Origin of the sequence: Fulvivirga lutea (assembly GCF_017068455.1) — a bacterium.
GTDB lineage: Bacteria > Bacteroidota > Bacteroidia > Cytophagales > Cyclobacteriaceae > Fulvivirga > Fulvivirga lutea.
In genome coordinates this window covers 1750909-1769208 of record NZ_CP070608.1, presented here as the reverse complement: position 1 = coordinate 1769208, position 18300 = coordinate 1750909, and the positions used below count along the sequence as shown (strand labels likewise).

Annotated in this window: 22 protein-coding genes; 11 read left to right on the top strand and 11 right to left on the bottom strand. The window is 38.2% G+C overall.

Going from position 1 to position 18300, the window contains the following annotated elements; genetic code table 11:
• Nucleotides 1-72: 72 nt before the first annotated feature.
• The 10 genes from tsf to JR347_RS07995 form a co-directional block, all read right to left on the bottom strand.
• Nucleotides 73-903, bottom strand: a complete 831-nt coding sequence (gene tsf, locus JR347_RS08040) for a translation elongation factor Ts (protein ID WP_205723535.1) — start codon at nucleotides 901-903, stop codon at nucleotides 73-75.
• A 104-nt stretch (nucleotides 904-1007) separates the two neighbouring features.
• The gene (rpsB, locus tag JR347_RS08035; protein WP_205723534.1) at nucleotides 1008-1775 is read right to left on the bottom strand and encodes a 30S ribosomal protein S2; all 768 of its coding nucleotides are present in this window, start codon (nucleotides 1773-1775) and stop codon (nucleotides 1008-1010) included.
• A gap of 38 nt (nucleotides 1776-1813) precedes the next feature.
• Complete coding sequence (gene rpsI, locus JR347_RS08030; RefSeq protein ID WP_205723533.1) at nucleotides 1814-2200, bottom strand: 30S ribosomal protein S9; 387 nt, start codon at nucleotides 2198-2200, stop codon at nucleotides 1814-1816.
• Between the two features lie 2 nt (nucleotides 2201-2202).
• Nucleotides 2203-2649, bottom strand: a complete 447-nt coding sequence (rplM, locus tag JR347_RS08025; protein WP_205723532.1) for a 50S ribosomal protein L13 — start codon at nucleotides 2647-2649, stop codon at nucleotides 2203-2205.
• A 103-nt stretch (nucleotides 2650-2752) separates the two neighbouring features.
• Nucleotides 2753-3466: an RluA family pseudouridine synthase gene (locus JR347_RS08020; protein ID WP_205723531.1), complete on the bottom strand. Its 714-nt coding sequence runs from the start codon at nucleotides 3464-3466 to the stop codon at nucleotides 2753-2755.
• 31 nt (nucleotides 3467-3497) lie between these two features.
• Nucleotides 3498-4550, bottom strand: coding sequence for a sensor histidine kinase (locus tag JR347_RS08015; protein ID WP_205723530.1), 1053 nt, complete (start codon nucleotides 4548-4550; stop codon nucleotides 3498-3500).
• A gap of 6 nt (nucleotides 4551-4556) precedes the next feature.
• Nucleotides 4557-5246, bottom strand: coding sequence for a response regulator transcription factor (locus tag JR347_RS08010; protein WP_205723529.1), 690 nt, complete (start codon nucleotides 5244-5246; stop codon nucleotides 4557-4559).
• 94 nt (nucleotides 5247-5340) lie between these two features.
• A complete protein-coding gene (locus tag JR347_RS08005) occupies nucleotides 5341-6138 on the bottom strand; it encodes a DUF3108 domain-containing protein (RefSeq protein WP_205723528.1) in 798 nt (265 codons plus the stop codon).
• Between the two features lie 5 nt (nucleotides 6139-6143).
• Nucleotides 6144-7166, bottom strand: coding sequence for an aminopeptidase (locus tag JR347_RS08000; RefSeq protein ID WP_205723527.1), 1023 nt, complete (start codon nucleotides 7164-7166; stop codon nucleotides 6144-6146).
• A 1-nt stretch (nucleotide 7167) separates the two neighbouring features.
• Complete coding sequence (locus tag JR347_RS07995) at nucleotides 7168-8292, bottom strand: hypothetical protein (protein WP_205723526.1); 1125 nt, start codon at nucleotides 8290-8292, stop codon at nucleotides 7168-7170.
• Nucleotides 8293-8427: 135 nt separating this feature from the next.
• Between JR347_RS07995 and recA the strand changes: the two genes are divergently transcribed.
• From recA to JR347_RS07950, 9 genes are all read left to right on the top strand, one after another.
• Nucleotides 8428-9456: a recombinase RecA gene (gene recA / locus JR347_RS07990; protein WP_205723525.1), complete on the top strand. Its 1029-nt coding sequence runs from the start codon at nucleotides 8428-8430 to the stop codon at nucleotides 9454-9456.
• A 79-nt stretch (nucleotides 9457-9535) separates the two neighbouring features.
• On the top strand, nucleotides 9536-10045 hold the full coding sequence (locus tag JR347_RS07985) for a hypothetical protein (RefSeq protein ID WP_205723524.1): 510 nt from the start codon (nucleotides 9536-9538) through the stop codon (nucleotides 10043-10045).
• A 361-nt stretch (nucleotides 10046-10406) separates the two neighbouring features.
• The gene (locus JR347_RS07980) at nucleotides 10407-11252 is read left to right on the top strand and encodes a hypothetical protein (protein ID WP_205723523.1); all 846 of its coding nucleotides are present in this window, start codon (nucleotides 10407-10409) and stop codon (nucleotides 11250-11252) included.
• A 117-nt stretch (nucleotides 11253-11369) separates the two neighbouring features.
• Complete coding sequence (locus tag JR347_RS07975; RefSeq protein ID WP_205723522.1) at nucleotides 11370-11936, top strand: hypothetical protein; 567 nt, start codon at nucleotides 11370-11372, stop codon at nucleotides 11934-11936.
• 409 nt (nucleotides 11937-12345) lie between these two features.
• Complete coding sequence (locus tag JR347_RS07970; RefSeq protein ID WP_205723521.1) at nucleotides 12346-12648, top strand: hypothetical protein; 303 nt, start codon at nucleotides 12346-12348, stop codon at nucleotides 12646-12648.
• Nucleotides 12649-12953: 305 nt separating this feature from the next.
• Nucleotides 12954-13136 (top strand): hypothetical protein, encoded by a 183-nt coding sequence (locus JR347_RS07965; RefSeq protein WP_205723520.1) that lies wholly within the window; start codon nucleotides 12954-12956, stop codon nucleotides 13134-13136.
• A gap of 2 nt (nucleotides 13137-13138) precedes the next feature.
• Complete coding sequence (locus JR347_RS07960; RefSeq protein ID WP_205723519.1) at nucleotides 13139-13519, top strand: type II toxin-antitoxin system death-on-curing family toxin; 381 nt, start codon at nucleotides 13139-13141, stop codon at nucleotides 13517-13519.
• Between the two features lie 233 nt (nucleotides 13520-13752).
• On the top strand, nucleotides 13753-14181 hold the full coding sequence (locus JR347_RS07955) for a UPF0158 family protein (protein WP_235689775.1): 429 nt from the start codon (nucleotides 13753-13755) through the stop codon (nucleotides 14179-14181).
• A gap of 262 nt (nucleotides 14182-14443) precedes the next feature.
• Nucleotides 14444-14953, top strand: coding sequence for a hypothetical protein (locus JR347_RS07950; RefSeq protein WP_205723518.1), 510 nt, complete (start codon nucleotides 14444-14446; stop codon nucleotides 14951-14953).
• 270 nt (nucleotides 14954-15223) lie between these two features.
• Here JR347_RS07950 and JR347_RS07945 read toward each other — a convergent pair whose 3' ends face one another.
• Nucleotides 15224-16249: an IS110 family RNA-guided transposase gene (locus JR347_RS07945; protein WP_205721738.1), complete on the bottom strand. Its 1026-nt coding sequence runs from the start codon at nucleotides 16247-16249 to the stop codon at nucleotides 15224-15226.
• A gap of 926 nt (nucleotides 16250-17175) precedes the next feature.
• On the opposite strand from JR347_RS07945, the gene JR347_RS07940 reads away from it, so the two are divergent.
• Both JR347_RS07940 and JR347_RS07935 read left to right on the top strand, forming a co-directional pair.
• Complete coding sequence (locus JR347_RS07940) at nucleotides 17176-17412, top strand: hypothetical protein (RefSeq protein ID WP_205723517.1); 237 nt, start codon at nucleotides 17176-17178, stop codon at nucleotides 17410-17412.
• Between the two features lie 296 nt (nucleotides 17413-17708).
• Nucleotides 17709-18176, top strand: coding sequence for a hypothetical protein (locus tag JR347_RS07935; protein ID WP_205723516.1), 468 nt, complete (start codon nucleotides 17709-17711; stop codon nucleotides 18174-18176).
• The last annotated feature ends 124 nt before the right edge of the window (nucleotides 18177-18300 follow it).

The following is an 18300-nucleotide window of genomic DNA, read 5'->3' as shown; positions in this document are numbered from 1 at the left end:
ATTTCAAGAAAATAGATATACAAAAAAAGGGACTTTATTAAAGTCCCTTGAAAATTTATATGAATTCTATTTTTATCCTATAGAAACTCTCTTGAATTCAGTTACTGTTAGGCCAGAGTGTACGCTATCTAAGTATTTAGCGATAGTTAAAGAGTTATCTTTTACAAAGGCCTGATTCAACAAAGTGTTGTCTTTGAAGAACTTCTGTAATTTACCTTGAGCAATCTTGTCAATGATATTTTCAGGTTTTCCTTCAGCTAATGCCTGCTCTTTTCCAATCTCAATTTCCTTGTTGATTGTTTCCTGATCAACACCGTCCTGATCAACGGCTACCGGATTCATAGCTGCGATTTGCATTCCTACATCTTTACCAGCTTCCTGAACGTCTGTTCCGTTTACATTTTTCAATGCTACCAGAACACCCAGTTTGTTACCAGCGTGGATATAAGGAACAACAGCTTCGCCTTTCAATCTTACGTACTCACTGATTTCGATTTTCTCACCAATCTTACCTACCATTTCAGTAATCTTCTCCTCTACAGTAAGACTTCCTACTTTTAATTTAAGTACGTCTTCTTTAGTTGGCGCATCGTTTTCGAACGCAACATCTAAAATAGACTGACCTAATGCCAAGAACTCTTCGTTTTTACCTACGAAGTCAGTTTCACAGTTAAGAGCTACTAAAATACCTTCAGTGTTATCAGCATTTGTTCTTACAAATACAGAACCTTCAGTAGTTTCTCTATCTGCTCTTGAAGCAGAAACTTTTTGTCCTTTTTTTCTTAAAATGTCGATAGCTTTATCAAAATCACCTTCAGCCTCAGTTAATGCTTTTTTGCAGTCCATCATTCCTGCACCTGTCATTTGTCTCAGCTTGTTTACTTCTTGTGCTGTAATAGCCATGGTTCTATTTAATTAAGATTTTAAAATTGAATATGTGTTTTAAAAAAAATTGAACATCAGCACTTGACCAATGTTCAATTTTCTAATGTATATATCAAGTGTGTTTATTTAGCTTCTTCAGCAGTATCAACGGCTTTTTTAGCCTCCTCTTCTTTTTGCTGACTAGCCTCATCCTTGTCTTTCTTTCTTTCAGCTAAACCTTCTTCTATTACTTTACCTATGTGACTGGTAATCAAAGAGATAGATTTAAATGCATCATCGTTTGCAGGGATTACAAAGTCAACTCCGTTAGGATCTGAGTTTGTATCTACCATTGCAAAAACAGGGATATTTAATTTTTGAGCTTCTTTTACAGCAATGTGTTCTCTCTTGACATCAATCACGAAAAGTGCAGCTGGAAGTCTGTTTAGGTCAGCAATACCGCCTAATACTCTTTCTAACTTTTCCTTCTCACGAGAGATCATCAAGCGCTCACGCTTTGCTAGGTTTAAGTAAGCTTCGTCCTTCATCAACTTATCAATTGAAGACATTTTCTTCAATGATTTTCTAATAGTTGCGAAGTTTGTCATCATTCCGCCTAACCATCTTTCTGTAACGAAAGGCATGTTAAGACGTTTTGCTTCTTCAGCAACGATGTCCTGAGCTTGCTTCTTCGTAGCTACGAATAAAACTTTTCTTCCTGATCTAACGATGTTCTTAAGTGCAAAAGATGCTTTTTCGAGGCACTCAAGGGTCTTATTTAGATCGATAATGTGGATTCCGTTTTTCTCCATAAAGATATATGGAGCCATACGGGGATCCCACTTTCTCGTCAAGTGTCCGAAATGAACACCAGCATCTAGTAAGTCTTTGTATTCTAATTTATTTGCCATTAATATTAATTGTTTTCTCTTCTGAGTTAGGTAAACGATTAACGCTTACTGAACTGGAATCTTCTTCTCGCTTTTCTTCTACCGTATTTCTTACGCTCTACCATTCTAGGATCACGAGTTAAGAAACCTTCTTTTTTAAGAGGACTTCTATGCTCAGGATCAATTTCCACAAGAGCTCTAGAAATAGCTAAACGGATAGCTTCTGCTTGACCAGCAGGACCACCACCATCTACATTTACTTTAATGTCGAAGTTTCCGTCTTGCTCTACGATATTCAAAGGCTGACGAACGATAGTCTGTAGAATTCCAGCAGGGAAGTACTCGTCTACACCTCTGTTATTTACAGTGATAGCTCCTTTACCTGCAGTAACATAAATTCTAGCTACCGAAGTCTTTCTTCTTCCTATTGAACTTATTACTTCCATTATTATAATTTAATTTCTTTTGGTTGTTGTGCAGCATGAGGGTGCTCTGCGCCTTCATACACATATAAATTGCCAAATAAGGCTCTTCCTAATCTGCTTTTAGGTAGCATACCTCTTACAGCACGCTCTACAAGAATTGTAGAAGACTTAGAATTCTTAACCTCGTTAGGAGTAGACTTTCTCTGACCACCAGGGTACCCAGTGTGAGATACATAAACCTTATCAGTCCATTTCTTACCTGTTAACTTTACTTTGTCCGCATTCACAACAATTACGTTGTCACCACAATCAACATTAGGAGTAAAGTCTGGTTTGTTCTTTCCTCTTATGATTTTAGCTACATCGCTAGCTAATCTTCCTAACACTTTTGATTCTGCATCAACAATAACCCAACCTTTGTTTACGGTTGCTTTGTTAGCAGAAATCGTCTTATAACTTAAATTATCCACGCTTTTAAAGCTTTATATTTTGACAATATATAGTACTCCCCTCAAAAAGGGATTGCAAAGATAGATTGATTCATTATTATATGCAACAGAGGCACTGAAATATTTAAATATTCTTCTCAAGCTGCTCGATAAGTACTCTCATATCCTTCGGATACTCCCCCTGAACCTCCACTTTCTCATCTTTTAAATTCAAAAATGTTAGTTTATAGGCATGTAGCGCATGCCTTTTGACCAATGGTTGCTCTTCTGTATCTTTCTTTAAATTGAATTTTTTCTTTACTGATGATAAATAGAATGGCTTGCCGCCATAATACGAGTCACCAGAAATGGAAGCTCCTATATTGGCAAGGTGGATTCTGATTTGATGCATACGCCCTGTTAATGGTTTACACTCTATTAATGTATGCAGCTTATAAGCTTTAAGAGTATTGAAGGTAGTCTTGGCCTCTTTTCCTTTCCTATCTATACGTACCGTACCATTAGAAAGCTTTAATATTTTATCTTCTACCACTTTATCATTAAAGTCGTGAATGCCATCTGCAACAGCATGATACACCTTGCCTATAGACCTTTTCTCAAATTGAATAGACACATGCCTGTAAGCCTCATCATTTTTGGCGATAATTAACAGGCCGGAAGTGTCTTTATCTAATCGGTGGCACACATGGGCATTCTCATTCTGTTGCTTAGCAAGGCCAAGGATGTTCACCGGATCATTTCTATCATCCAGTGTGGAAATAAATGGCGGTTTATTAATCACCCAATAGTCGCTATCTTCCCATATTACCAGATCTTTAAAATTAATTTTCTTGCCCATTGGGCAAAGGTATGAACTTTAGGAAACAATATTACTTCTGAAACAATGGTTCAGACTGGCCTTTCGCGAGCTTGAAGCTAAACTCAGAACCTTTACCATAGGTGCTCTTCACTTCAATTTTAGATTTATGCTCTTCTAAGATGTGTTTCACTATGGCAAGACCTAGGCCTGTACCCCCTTTTTCCCTTGACCTACTTTTATCTACCCTGTAAAAACGTTCGAATATTCTCTTCACATCATCTGAAGGAATACCTTCGCCATTATCTTTTACATAGGTAACAACATCATTTTTTAAAACCCTGAAGCCTAACTCTACTGCGCTATCTTCAGGAGAGTACTTAATGGCATTGCTTATCAGGTTATTTAATACCTGATTAATTCTTTGCCAGTCTCCATGAACAATCACCTGATCAGGCGTGTCTTTGGCAAAAGATAACGTAATGTTTTTACGCTCAGCCTTATTTTCGAATTGGTCGAGCACATCTTCCGCCAGGTTTTTAATATCAAAGTATTCCAGGTGCATTTTAATTTCACCTGTTTCTATTTGTGATAGGGTGAGAAGATCCTGCACCAGCATATCTAAACCATCTAAACTTTTGGCAGCTCGTTTCAAAAATTTCGTACGCACTGACTTATCCTTAACCGCACCATCTAATAAGGTATGAACAAAACCCTGTGCTGCGAAAATTGGTGTTTTCAGTTCATGGCTCACATCGGCAATAAATTCCCGCCTGAAGGCTTCCATTTTTTTAAGCTCGTCTATCTCCTTCTGTTTTAAAGCTGCATAGCTGAAAATTTCTTCATTAATTCTTTTCAGAGGATTTAGCGGATTAGATTTTTGATCATCCAGCACTTTAAGCTCTTTCTTTCTTAATTTTTCGAACAGCTGGTATATTTTATTGATCTCCCTGAAAATGAGGAATTCCAATATCATAAACCCCAACAAATAGGAAGCAGAAAAACTGATTAGAAATGTTACGATGAGCGCAGTGAAAGTTACCTCATCAAATAAAGAGAGGAAGGCCGTTGTTACTGCAGCAATACAGGCAGCCAGTAATAATGCAATTACCCGAGAGCTATTCACAGGCTATTAATTAAGGCTAAACTTATATCCTACTCCTTTTACTGTAGTGATATAGTCGTCTCCGATTTTTTCGCGGACTTTACGAATGTGAACGTCAACAGTTCTGGCCAGAACATACACATCTGAACCCCAAATATTTTGAAGAAGCTCATCTCTGCCAAAAACTTTATTCGGGTTTTGAGCCAGAAAGTATAGTAGTTCAAATTCCTTTTTAGGTAAGCTTATTTCTTTGCCATTCAGTGCAATCGTGTAGCTCGTCCTGTCAATTACTAAATCTCCGATGGAAATTTGGTTGGTAACAGATTGCTTTTGCACATCTCTTCTAAAATAAGCTGAAATACGGCTCATCAAAGCGCGTGGCTTAATAGGCTTTGTTATGTAATCATCAGCACCAACATCAAAAGCAGCAACTTCTGAGTATTCTTCTGATCTGGCCGTTAAAAATATAATAAATGCTGTAGTTAGCTCTGGTATCTCGCGCAACTGACGGCAGGTTTCCACACCATCTTGCTTTGGCATCATTATATCAAGTAAAATAATGTCTGGTAAAAATTTCTTGGCTACTTCTACACCTTTCACTCCATCAGGAGCAGTTTTTACTTCATAGCCTTCTTTCTCGAGATTATACTTAAGCAATTCTAAAATTGCTTCTTCGTCATCTACAACAAGCACTTTGTACTCTTGCTTGTTTCCCATAATTGAGGTGTTTAGTGTCTAATTTTTTCCAAAAAACGAGTCAAAAATATTGATTAATTGCTTTATTAAAAAATGGGTATTGTTTATTTAACAATTACTTAATGTCCCCTTTTTCGTACGATTGTATATCTACTTCCACCGCCCCCACAAACATTTGCGCTTTCACCTTAATGGGCACTTTATTGCGGTCGTCAGAAATCCAAACCCTTATCGAATTTTCCCCATCAAAAAGGCTGTTCTCCGGCATTATAGGAGACAGCACTAAGGATCGGATGGTGCCAATCTTGGTTTTCACTTCTTCCCTTCCTAAAAATCGGATATTAAAATCGTACACCTCATCATCAAAAAATGCTTTGAGCTGTATTATTTCGTTTTCCTTTAATTTGTCAAAGTCTAATGTACGCAGATAATAATAGCCACTGACCATATCCTGTACATAGGTTGGTGCTTCAAATTCCTTAGCGGGCTTCCATATCTCTTTATTCTTATCAAAGTCTATTACTTCTACCTTTTTGTTAAAGTGATGAAAATTGACAATCTCCTTTTTTCTGTATTTACCTTCTTCAATATATCTATAAGCCTTGTGCGGAATAATAGATGCCGTATCTAAATAGGTGCCCCAGTTATCACGGATTCTTAGAAATACATCAAACATGCCAATCGACTTGCCATATACATCAATTTTATAGCAATGACGATTATTTATTTTAAACAACTTGTCGCTGATCACCATTTTACCTTCGGCAGCATTGACAAAGCCATAATGAACTTTATAGTTGATAACCTCGCCAGGAATAAAGCTGGTGTTAGGCACACTCCGATAAGACTTATATTGATCGCTGCTTATGAGTAATGCAGATATGAAAATTAGCAATATGACTCCTCGCTTCATTTTAATCATTCTGCAGCATATTGTTGTTTGAAATATTCTATAAAGTTAATGAGATTGGAATCAAATTGAATAGTAAATATAGAATCTAATATTGGTTGCTTAGCGCGATACCTTTTGAATGACATAAAATAGGCGTTGTTTGGCTGATAACCCTTTAGTTTACTCAAATAGTTCGGATCGTTAAGAGTTAAAGTATCTAAAGCGTTCATAATTGAATCGATCATATTTGTTTTCAATAGCCTTTGCAGCTCGACACTCTTGTCACTATTCCTAATATATAAGGTGTCCAACTGTTGATAGCCTCTCAAAATATGGTTTACAAACTTCTGCTGATCTTCCTTGCTTCGAATATATTCCTCCAACCCTTTTTGTCCATCTACCTTTTTTAGATATTCTTCAGCGCCTTTATCGCCAATATAAGAAGCCAGGTTTTCATTAAACTCAACGCTATCTTTTACAAAAATGGTAGCATGCACTAATTCATGTACTATAAGATTGGCCAGCTCCCCGTCATTCCGTTTCAACATTTCGCTTAAAATCGGGTCTTTAAACCAACCTAGTGTAGACCACCCTCCTACTGTTCGAATATTAGTGTCTAATCCCAACTCGCTTAGTCGCTTAGCTTCTTCGTGAGCCAAGGCTTCTTCAAAAAAGCCCTTATATGGTACGGTGCCAACCACTGGAAATTTCCATTGATATGGCTCAAAACTGAAAGGTTTACAAGCAGTTACAACCCATAAAACGGGCTTGCCTTGCTGGTCATACATTTCTGTATAATTTTCAGTATCGCTCAGACCCAATTGAGAGACACAAAACTCACGTACATCCTGAACAAGGTTGAGTTTCTCTTTAGTGGATTGATCTACATTGGGATCGGAAAGAAATTCTTCCACTGGCTTGGCATTAGATACTATGTGCCACTGGCCCTTACCTTGCCGCAGACCATAAACGATCAGATCACTATAAACAAAAAATACTGCTACCAGTAAGAGGATGAAAACCAATAGAATTTTGTAGCCCCGCTTCATCCTACTTTTTGCCTTTTAATAGTCTGAAATCCGTGGTGTAATTCAGGTAAAAAGCATGTGAAAACTCAAAACGGTCGTTAAGCAAATCAAAATAAGGCTCAAATCGGCTGGATAAGGTGAGACCATCGGCAAGTTTCATATTATGCATGAAGCGAAATATTAACAACTCGCGATCTTCCTGAATTACGAATGGGTTTTTAACAGTACTCGATTCACTCGGATAAATCTGTCCGCCCTGTATTGATAAAAACTCATTTGCCTGCCAGTAGCTAACCATAAACTCCAGACCTATTTTGCTTTTCACCTCTGCATTGATATAAAAACCATCACCATCTTCGAAAGGGCGAAGTTGTTCGCCTGACGCATCGCTATACGTCACATAATAAGAGTCTAACCTCACACTATTGATTAAATTATTGTCGGGCCTCAGAAAATCCAGCGTAATACCAGTGGCTGTGTTTACATATGTTTGAAGCGGTTTATCACTCACATCTATCTGACCTCCGAGATGTTTTACCACTATCTGCGTGGGAATGGATACCCGAATAATCTTGTCAACCAAAAAATACCTGGCAGAAAGGCCACCTGTAAGCTCTTCCTGATCATTTTCACCAGCATAAAGCATATTTTGCCAGTCGAGCCATACATCGAAAAACAGCCAGTCGTTTATGGTATTGAACTGTAATCCGTTTTCTAAACGATTGACCAATACATTTTCAAAATCATACAACGGCTCAATTAATTGGTGTGATGTGGCCCCTTCCAGAGTTCCAAATATCAATCTGGAACTACCCATTTTATAGGTAAAGGTGAAAGTTGGTTGCACTTCTGTGTACTCATCGTTTCCAAAATCTTTTTGGGCGTACACTCCAACATCGAACCGTGTGTGTGCAGTGGGTAGAAATGCCAACGATGGATTAATCTGGTAACCAAAAAGCGTGTATCCATCGGCTATCTTACCAAAATATTCATTGTTTTTATTAAAGCCCAGCGCATTTAGGTTGAGGAACAGAGAGCCTGAATCCTGTTCATTTATCTGCTTTCGCTGATCGAACATGGTATTGTTTAACTGTGCTGATGCTGATAAACACCCTAAGGCAAAAAATAAAATTAAAACCCTCCTCATAGCTAAATTTTACGCAATATAGGAAGTGCGCAATCTAATGGCGACAGTTGTAAGAAAATTTATATGATTTTGCTAAAAATATTGGCAATTTAATTAACTTCACCGCCTAAAGTAATACTACAAATCCGAGATATAATGAGCGAGAAAGATCAAAAACTAAAGGCCCTTCAATTAACCATTGATAAACTAGAAAAAACGTATGGAAAAGGTACCGTCATGAAACTTAGCGATGAGCGAGTTCTTGATGTTCCGGCCATTTCAACAGGTTCTTTAGGTCTTGATATCGCGTTAGGTATAGGTGGAATACCGAGAGGTAGAGTGATTGAGATTTACGGTCCGGAGTCTTCTGGTAAAACCACCATTTCGATGCATTGCATTGCGGAAGCCCAAAAAGCGGGTGGTTTAGCCGCATTTATTGATGCGGAACATGCTTTTGACAAGGTATATGCAGAAAAACTCGGTATTGACACAGAAAACCTGCTAATCTCCCAGCCAGATAATGGTGAGCAGGCATTGGAAATAGCCGAGCATCTAATTCGCTCTGGAGCCATTGATATTATTGTTATTGATTCCGTGGCTGCGTTAGTACCTAAGGGCGAACTGGAAGGCGAGATGGGTGATAGCAAGATGGGTCTTCAGGCTCGTTTGATGTCGCAGGCTTTGAGAAAATTAACAGGTACAATTAATAAGACAGGCTGTTCTTGCATATTCATTAACCAGTTGCGTGAAAAAATTGGTGTGATGTTCGGAAACCCAGAAACCACTACGGGTGGTAATGCACTTAAATTTTATGCTTCTGTGAGACTAGACATCAGGCGTATTGGTCAGATAAAAGAAAGTACCGGTGAATTAACTGGTAACAGAACGAGAGTGAAAGTAGCCAAAAATAAAGTGGCCCCTCCTTTCAGACAGGTAGAATTTGATATTATGTATGGCAAGGGCGTTTCGAAAGTAGGTGAGATTATTGATTTAGGTGTTGAATTGGATATAATCAATAAAGCCGGCTCGTGGTTTTCTTATGATGGCAACAAGCTAGGCCAGGGAAGAGATGCCGTAAAGCAAATTATTGAAGATAACCCTGAGCTAATGGAAGAGTTGGAGGCCAAGATTAAAGCTAAAATTAAAGGTGAAGATTTGGATAAGCCTGTAGCTGCACAAAAGTAAGACCAATAAAATATAACAGCACCTTTTCGTATAACAGCACCTTTTGTTCCTGTTATACGGTTGTTAGCCACCATGATTTATGGAACTTAAAACTATAGACACTGCAAAAAGAAAGGTTGCAAATTTCATAGGTACTTACATCATTCCGGTTTTGATTTTTATTGATATAATTCTCATCTGGGGAGGTAAAAAGTCTGACCCTTTACTTGCAGATTTTGATGCTCCAATAGCCGTATATATAATTTGCTATTTACTCCTACCTATTTTAGGCATATTAGCATATCGGCTCTTTATGTTTTCCCCCGTTAATGGACATATAATTTTAAATGAAAGTAACATCAAGCTTTCAAAAAAGGACTTTGTTGAACATTTCAATATATCCGACATCAAGGAATTTAAGTTATATGTAAAACCTGAAAAACTATTTTTTCTAAATAAGAATTACCTCTTGATTAATAATGGGGTGCAAAAATTTGAAGTTGAGTTCTACTTGGATTCGATGAATACACAAAATGAATTACTTGCTTTATTCGAGAAGTGGCAAGCTATGAATCCGAATTTTAGAAGAACATGGACATGGGGTGGCTAACATGTCGTAAGAGCACATTTGGACTTCACCGTGCGAAGTCCTAAATGCTAGGGTGCGGCTTGCCCGCACGTTTTGGGTTAGCATTTCACATCCACTTTCATCTCTTAACTTGTGGACTACCTGTAAGGACGGGGTGTCTTAAGCTGCTTGCATTGCGACTAGGTTCTAAACCCAAATCGTGCTAGTTTTATGCCCTGTAAAAAAGTAAACAAACACGCCTTACAGGGGCGTTACCACCAATAATTGACAGATGACAAAAAATCTAATCTACCTCATACTGCTAAGTTGCTTATTCTCTTCTTGCAACAACTTAAAATTTCCAACGGACATTAAAGTGCAACTAACAGACAAGCACTTTCGAATGAAAAACACTCAATTGTTCGTGATTGCCCCAGAGGATTATACCTACTCAGAAGATATAAATTTATTTATGCACCCTGATTCAACTGTCATTTACTGTATGACAGCTCCGATAAATTTTTACACCTCTCTGAAAAACGATGAATTTGACTTCTTTTTTAATAATTCATTTGATGTTCTGAATGAACAAGAATTTACAATTAACGATTTACCTGGAATCTACTTTGAACTTCAAGAAGATAATAAGAAATACCATTATTTCTACTATGGTGATTCACTTGTGGAAAATAGAATACTTGGGGTAGTTCCGAATGGAAGTGATCAACTTGCAAGCATTATAGAATTTGTAACAACAAGTTATTACGATAAAGATGCAACTATTGACCCTTTGGAAAATGCTAAATTTAGAATTTATCCTTCTGCTATGGGGTTTCACTTTGAAACAAGTATGATGAATCAATTTGTCTATTTAGAGGAAGGGTACCAAAAATATACAGAGCAGGGAGAAAACTTTAATTCGATAAGTGTTTCTCAAATAGCACGGAGTTCTTCAATTGATAATATTAATGAAGTCTTTGAAATAATGGTTTCACAAATGGAGAATCAAGGCCTTCAAATAACTGACGTATTATTCAATGACACCCTGACTGTTGATGGGAATTATGCCAAGGCCATCGGTTTTCAAGCTACTTATGAAAACTCAACCCGCATTGTATATGTCTTAACGGCAGGGAAAAATAATACAATTGTTAATGTAGCTGGCAACTTTCATCATGATGGAATGGAATTAATTCCTCGAATTCATGCTGTAGCAAGTGAAATGAAGATAACTGGTGGTAACAAATGATATGAACGCATGCCTCCACCTGCCAACTTGAAAATGATCTGCAAATCGGCTACTTTAGAAGAAGTCAAAAAAGTCCAGAGGCACAGCGTCATATCTGGTCGTTAGCTGCAAAATTTGATGAGATTCGCATTTTTCATTATATTCTCAATTATCGCCCATATATCTTCATATGGTCAGCATTTATATAAATTCGGCACTGATACAGTGACATCAGATTCAATTCAAGTTCGCCTTGAGGTTAAAAAACACTTTGAAAATGATATTCCTGAACTAGTTCTAAGATATATCGTGAAAAACCTTGGCGTAGGAGATAAGATAATCGCTAATCCACTATATAACATTAAAAGCTCTATCGTATTCAACGAAAGCAACTTTAACGGACGTGAGGCCACTCTAGACCCCAGAGATAACGCATTAATTAACATTAAAGGACCGTTTCCTCAATATTATCCATTCCGTATAGACTCAATTGATTTAAATGACAGGATTCAACTGGACAAAACATACTTTGACATACTCGCGAGTACAAATAATATTATAATCTCAAGTAATGAGTCCTTGATAATGAACATGACTCTGCCTATTGAGAGCAAAGATCCATTCACTTTTCAGATTATTTTAAGATTGAGCTCCAAATTGGATAATATAATACATAGCATATTGACTGAAAGGAAAACTTTGTGACAATGCAGCTAACATAGGCTAGCAGCGCATATGCTTAAGTACTTTACTGGTTTTTGCCTACTCCTCGCCCATTCATTCTGTGTTTCCATTCTTGGCTTTAAGTGTAAAGTCTTCCTGCAGCTACTTTCAGGGTTCAAGCCCTCCAGCAGACTCGGGCGGCAAGGAATGCAGAAAGGTCTTTGCTAAAGTTTTCTGCAACTTGGCTCAAAACACAGAATTCATTACTTTGGGTGCAAATAAGCCTAGGTAGCAAACAGAGCGCTAGCCGGGCGTTACCCGCAAGTATTACTGCATTATGCAATTAAATCGAACATTGTCATATTTGGAAAACACGCAATTCAAAATTCGTGAACTTGTGAACAATCGCCTTGAAGGGTCTTATCATGAATTGCTAAAACAGGTAAATGAAATGAATTCATTTATTGCTGAAAATTATGGAAATAACTTAGAACTTATTTCTGAACTTAATAAACAGCCAGAACTTATCAAACCATCAATATTTAATCAAAATCAAAGTGAATTGCTGACAGTGGGATATCTTGGTGCACTTGCACCTTACATTTTGATAATTTTATTCGCACTGACTTTGCCATTAACACTAATATTTCTGGTAATAAGATGGCAAAATAAAAACAGAGTTATTGAGCAGCTTCGGCTTTTGGACTCTCATATTAATCGGCTAACAATGACGCTGAAAATGACAAGCGGGTAACATTTTGTAAGAGCGCATTTGGACTTCACCGTGCGAAGTCCTAAATGCTTTGGTGCGGCTAGCCCGCACGTTTTGGGTTAGCATTTCACATCCACTTTCAACTCCTAACTTGTGGACGATCAACAGGAACGCAGTGTCTTAAGCTGCTTGTTGTGGAGCTAGGTTCTAAACCAAAATCGTGCTAGTTTTATGCCCTGTAATCCCGATAGCTATCGGGAAAGTAAACAAACGCGCGTTACAGGGGCGTTACCACACAGGATCTATACTTCAGGAACTTTGAATTCAAATATTTCGTATATTAGGATATGACAAGAACTGAAGTAAAAAATAAAATCAACCAAATCATCGACAGACTGCCGGATCAAACTCTTGAAGCTGTTTACGAGCTGTTTAAGAAAGCTGACAAGGATCAAAGTATTGATCTAAAAGGCAATCTTGACAAGGTTTTAAAGGATGACTTTGGACTACTTCAACGTCTAGCCAAATAAGCATGCTTGAAATTAAGGACGTTCTTTCAATCCATGAAAGACTTATTCAAGAATTCGGTGGTGCAAGCGGACTTAAAGATAAACCTCTTCTAGAGTCAGCTATTTCAAGACCTTTTCAAACATTTGATGGAAAGGATTTATATCAAACCCCAGAAGAAAAAGCCTCAGCCTTACTTGAGAGCATTCTGATTAACCATCCTTTTGTTGACGGAAATAAAAGAACAGGCTATACATTGTTTCGACTAATTCTTCTTTCCTCCAACATGGACATTGATGCAACAGAAGATGATAAGTATGACATGGTTATTTCTGTAGCAGAAGGAAAAACAGACTATGCTAAAATTTTGGAATGGACTAGGAAGAGAATAAAACCCGTGTGGTAACATAATGTAATAGCGCATTTGGACTTCACTGTGCGAAGTCCTAAATGCTTTGGTGCGGCTAGCCCGCACGTTTTGGGTTAGCATTTCACATCCACTTTCATCTCTTAACTTGTGGACTACTTGTAAGGATGGGGTGTCTTAAGCTGCTTGCATTGCGACTAGGTTCTAAACCCAAATCGTGCTAGTTTTATGCACTGTAAAACAAGTAAACAAACGCGCCTTACAGGGGTGCTGTGCACAATGCCTTCAGAACGGAAATGACACCAACGGAGGAACATATCAAAGAAATAGCAGAGCTTCTGGACTGTGGACATGTCTGCTTTTTTCACGAACAGACTGGGACGATTGAATACTATCCCAACCCAGACAGTGAATATTTCGACCCCGAACCTTGGCAAGAAACTATTGACCGAATTGACGCTGATTTGGATAACTATCTCCCGTTTGAGAAAATGGATTCCCGACAGGGATTTCAAATGATGGAAGATTTCGCACACTCATTGACAGACACCGACTTTCGGGAGAGGTTATTCAAGTTGCTTTCTGAAGGCAAACCATTCAGCAAATTCAAATGGGCAATTGACAATTCAGAATATCGGCAGGACTGGTTCGATTTCAAGAAGCAAGCAAACATCAATTGGGTTCGTAGTCAAATTGAATAATGTAAAAAGTGCATAACTAGCGGTAAGTACGCATTAGCAATTCACGTTGCGAAGTCCTAGATGCTTTGGCACAGTCAGCCCGCACGTTTTGGGTTAGCATTTCACCTCCCCTTACATCTCTTAACTTGTGGACAATTTATAAGGACGGGGTGTTTCAAGCTGCTTGTATCTCGACTAGGTTCTAAACCCAAATCGTGCTAGTTTTATGCCCTGTAAAACAAGTAAACAAACGCGCCTTACATGGGTGTTGTGCACAATTAGAATGCAAAAATTAATACTTACAACTTCCATTATGCTGTTTGCCATTTCATTTGACGTATTTGGCTGTTCATGCTCTGGAAACAATACAATAGAAAGTGAAATAGATAATTCCAGTTCAGTAATTCTTGGCAGAATAATTAGCGAAGAAGAAATAACACTCATTGACTCGGGAAACTCAACTTTACCTGACAGCATATTTGTTGATGCCTTTCTAAGTTCCCAAGTCATTAAAAAATTTCAAGTAGAGCTAATTAAAGCTTTCAAAGGTAATTTTGATTCTGAAATTATCGCCATCTATTCTGGACGGGGTGGTGGTGATTGTGGGTATCATTTTGAAATTGATAAAACCTACGTGATTTATGCAGATGATATTAGTTATTTTGAACATGATGAGTCTACAATGCCATACCCTAAGGGTAAGAATATTGCATGGACTAACATTTGCGATCGAACTAATTTTTCTAAGCAATCTGAAATTCATCGAATCGAAAAATATCTGAAAACAGAATAAACTGTGCACAACATACTTTAAGAGCGCATTTGGACTTCACCGTGCGAAGTCCTAAATGCTCGGGTGCGGCTCGGCCGCACGTTTTGGGTTAGCATTTCACATCCACCTTCATCTCTTAACTTGTGGACGACCAACAGGAACGCAGTGTCTTAAGCTACATTATATGGAACTAGGTTCTAAACCCAAATCGTGCTAGTTTTATACCCAGTAAAACAAGTAAACAAACGCGCCTTACAGGGGCGATATCCATGATAAAAACAAGTAGTTTGTCTACTTTTTATCCAATTTCTCTACATAAGGTGTTCCTCGTTTTACCACTGCCACTATTCGATGTAGTAGTTTATTTCTCACAGCGTTAATAGCACTCATTTTCCCTTTTCCTTCTTCCACTTTTCGCAGGTAATATTCCCTAAGTTCCTGATGACAACGAATGGCATTCATTGAAGCCATATGCAAATGACTCTTCAATATCTTATTGGCAAATTGTGACGTGCCTGACGGGGAATGAATACTTGTACCACTCCGATACTCAAAAGGTGCCACACCACAATAGCAGGCCAACTTCCGACCATCTAGCATTCTAGTAAACCCATGGGTATAGACTATCAAGTCTATTGCCAATACTTTACCAACACTCTTTACCGATGTTATCAATTCGTAAAGTGCTCGTACTTCCCTATCGATACTCACCAGCTCCAACATCTTTGCCTCTACTTTAGCTAATGATTTATTCAGACCTTCTAGCGCCTGACGACACATCATGCGCATCTCACGTCCCGCTTTCTTATCAAAGTATTCCATTTCATTAATGGCCTTCTCCTGGCTCTGCAATCCTTTCATCAAACGCACTCGTGTACGCATTAAGTACTGGAGCCTGTCTAGGGTAGCGTGTGTCATCGTTACCAATTTAGCCTCTTTTTGGTGTGTATAGGCAAACATTGCAATCCGCTCAGCATCAATCTTATCGGTCTTGCCTCGTACTAGACCCATACTCCTTTTAATATGAAGTGATGACTCCATCCAAACTTTACACCCCCTACTTAGTAAGTACTTGACCAGATTACGGGTGTAAATACCGGTGTGTTCCATACAGAACAGAGTCTGGTTATCTACATCATTGCCTAAGCGTTTCATCCATTGTTTTAGCTTCATATAACCTTCCTTGGTGTTGGTCAATACTTTGCTCTCACAGCGATCTTGCGCTGTGTCGATCATGCAAACATCGATACTCTCTTTGCTTACATCTACTCCTACGATATAGGGGTAAAGGGTTTGGGTTAAAGCTAGTTTCTTCATAATTTCATTTAATTAATTCTAAACCTTGGTATTGGGACTACGCGGTGAACGTTCCCGGATATCCATTTGAACATGTAAATGAGAAGCAGGTTGCCAAATCGCCCCATAGGTCATTAACCTGGTTAGCGCATGGTTCCTAACCTGCTTCTTTTTTTAAAGTGTATTTATGGATAACTCTTTCGAGTTACCCACAAGTTCACTTTACAATAACCATAATGGATATCTTTGAATAATTATATCGACTCAATCTAAAGGTTAGCCGCCAGTGTCCAACTTCAAATCAAATGAGTTACAGCAGAGTTTTTCGCTTAATATTTCAGGTTTTTTATAGAAGGTGGCCGAACGATATTCCCCATTGGAACACCTCAATTATTCTATCATTGATTGTCCTATTAAATGCTGGCTGGATTATTTCAATTTTAATCTCATTGCTTAACATTGAATTACCCGCGAACGCTCCAACTTGGGGTTTAGTTTTATACATAACTTTAGTTCTTGCCAACTATTTGACTTTCATTAAATCTAACCTCTACGAAGAATTCAAGAGTGACTTTAACAACCTTGAACCGGCTGCTAAGAAGCAACAACTAAGAAATGGGGTAATACTTCTAATTGTTGGTTATATTCTTCCAATTCTAATGATAGGATTTTTGTTGAAATTTTAAAGTCGGCTAACAAGTTGTAATAGCGCATTTGGACTTCACCGTGCGAAGTCCTAAATGCTTTGGTGCGGCTTGCCCGCACGTTTTGGGTTAGCATTTCACATCCACTTTCATCTCTTAACTTGCGGACAATTTATAAGGACGGGGTGTCTTAAGCTGCTTGTTTTGCGACTAGGTTCTAAACCCAAATCGTGCTAGTTTTATGCCCGTAAAACAAGTAAACAAACGCGCCTTACAGGGGCGTTGTGCAGAATATTGGCAATTATGAGTGAACTTGACGTTAAACACTATTTGGAAGTGTATAAGGGTAGACTGGAAATGCAGAAAAAAGGCATCACAAATCCTCCTGAAGAAATTAAACTCTTGACTCGCCAGTTAGTGGAAATATTATCGGACAAAAATCCTGAAGAAGAAATAGTTGTTAATAGTTCAGAAAACGGCATATCTCTAATTGATTCCAGTGGCAAAATTTTAGTTACTTTTCCTAAACAACTGGATTGACATTAAAATTAACTCTGCACAACATGTTTTAAGAGCGCATTATGACTTCACCGTGCGAAGCCCTAAATGCTCAGGTGCGGTTTGTCCGCACGTTTTGGGTTAGCATTTCATAGCCACTTTCATCTCTTAACTTGTGGACGACCAACAGGAACGCAGTGTCTTAAGCTGCTTGTATCTCGACTAGGTTCTAAACCCAAATCGTGCTAGTTTTATGCCCTGTAAAACAAGTAAACAAACGCGCCTTACAGGGGCGTTGGCGATAATTTTCTGCATTAGGTAAAGATTTAGGAGAATAAATGACGGTTGATTTTTTTTATAACCTAGACAGCGCTGGTTGGGCTGATGCAACAATTAGTGAGGGAACAGACTCAGAAACAATGACTGTCTCATACCTGCATGACTCACTTGGTGAACTTACTGATGCAATGAACTTACTTTTAAAAGGTGGTAAGGAGTCTCAAACCATCTTCATGAGTGAACCTGGTGAACATCTAATGTCACTGATTAATCCAAAGGATGATTTACTTGAAATCGAAGTCCGTTGGTTTAAAGATTGGGCTAGCTGGAATATGCATAGTAAAACAGATTATGAAGTTGTTTTTAAGCGAACTACCTCATTGTTTGATTTTGCTAACAAAATCTGTGATAATCTTGAACGAATTTACATTAAAGAAGGAATTGAAGGGTACAAAGAAAAGTGGGTTGAACATGATTTTCCGATGAACTCCTACTTGAAGCTCAAGAAACTTCTAGGAAGGAAATAACTATCGCCAACATGATGTAATAGCGCATTTGGACTTCACCGTGCGAAGTCCTAAATGCTTTGGTGCGGCTGGCCCGCACGTTTTGGGTTAGCATTTCACATCCACTTTCATCTCTTAACTTGTG